This is a genomic window from Streptomyces sp. NPDC050508, assembly GCF_040655155.1.
GTDB lineage: Bacteria > Actinomycetota > Actinomycetes > Streptomycetales > Streptomycetaceae > Streptomyces.
Genome location: NZ_JBFAJJ010000048.1, coordinates 1 through 1,300 on the forward strand (window position 1 = coordinate 1; position 1,300 = coordinate 1,300).

The following is a 1,300-nucleotide window of genomic DNA, read 5'->3' on the forward strand; positions in this document are numbered from 1 at the left end:
TCCGAGTAGTCCTTCATCGCCATCGGCGGTCTTCTCGCTTCCTCCGGATCAAGCAGATCCAGTATCAGCGTGTCCACCACTCAGGGGGAGGCCCCCACCACTGGCGGCGGGGTGCATCTGGCTCTTGACGCTCTGGCTGATCGTGGAGGATCGGGTCCCGACGCGGGAGCAAGCGCATGGGGTGTGGGCGTCGTTGTACCGCCTCGGCGGCTTAATGGGCCCCGGCGCATTGCTGGCGTCCGCAGCCTTCGCCGCGTACTTCATCGGCGCCATGTTGATGGTCCGAGTCGCCACGGTGAACGGGCAGGAAGCACGGAAGACGGCGCGACTGAGGAACATTCAGATGGCTCTCACGCCTCGCGTGTCGAAGCTCGCGTTCGATGACCTGGTCAGCTTCCTGCAAGGGCAAGGGCGAGTACCTGTACCGAAGCCAAATGAGATCAGAGATCCTCGGCGTGTGCAGGGCGAGCGTGGTCTGGTCAACCTTCTAGCACGTGATGTGCTTGGCGAGACCAGGCAGCTTCGTATCAAACTGCTGATCGCCAACTACGACTTGTTCAACGAGTACGACCGAGGCGTGGGCGAGGCAGAGTTCCGCCGGTCGTGCCTTTCCGGCTCTACATCGCCGGGGTGGGGAGCGAGCGGATAGCCAACGACGTCATCATCCAGGCTGTAGTGGCGGGACTCCTGGAGCCCGCCACCTTGACCGGAGCCGCAGGACTGCCGGCAGTTCCCGCGGAGCGGGGCCAGTAGCGTCGCGAGAGGCCGGCACACTTGCGACACGACGAAGCCCCGGATCTCTCCGGGGCTCGTGTGAGGAGTAATTGTCAAGACCTGTGGATGGCCGCTCGACGGATGTTCCGTCTTCCCTGTTGGATCGACGTGTTGAAGCGGATCGAGCAGGGGTGGATGCGTGCCGGCCCGGCGTACACGGCGATAGCCGAGGCGATGGTGGTCGCCTATCCGGGCCAGGAGATGCGGTACGCCGGCCAAGGCGAGCCCATCCCGCTGTGCGACACCCTCGCATCGCTGTATCCGCACGCGGAGATCCTGCTGATCGGCCTGAGTGAGCCGGAGGCCGGGATCCACGCCGTCGACGAGAGGTCTCCCCCGGTGAACTGGAGCGGCTGTTCCTGTACAACTACCCGGCCTGTGGAACCGGGCGGCTCGGCTCACTGAGGGTCTCATGACGTCCGCCGGTCCTGACCTAGTGTCCTGAGTCGTTAATTCGTGTGCAGTATGCGGCGAGGGTGTCGAGTATGTCGTCGGCGGTCTTCGTCCAGACGAACGGCTTGGGGTT

Annotated in this window: 1 protein-coding gene and 1 pseudogene; both read left to right on the top strand. The window is 64.2% G+C overall.

The annotated features are described in order from the left end of the window. The first annotated feature begins 124 nt into the window (after window positions 1–124). The gene (locus AB0I69_RS48740; RefSeq protein ID WP_363102318.1) at window positions 125–649 is read left to right on the top strand and encodes a hypothetical protein; all 525 of its coding nucleotides are present in this window, start codon (window positions 125–127) and stop codon (window positions 647–649) included. Window positions 650–918: 269 nt separating this feature from the next. Beyond that, window positions 919–1,190 (top strand): annotated as a pseudogene (locus AB0I69_RS48745) (hypothetical protein); the annotation flags it as partial. Window positions 1,191–1,300: the final 110 nt, after the last annotated feature.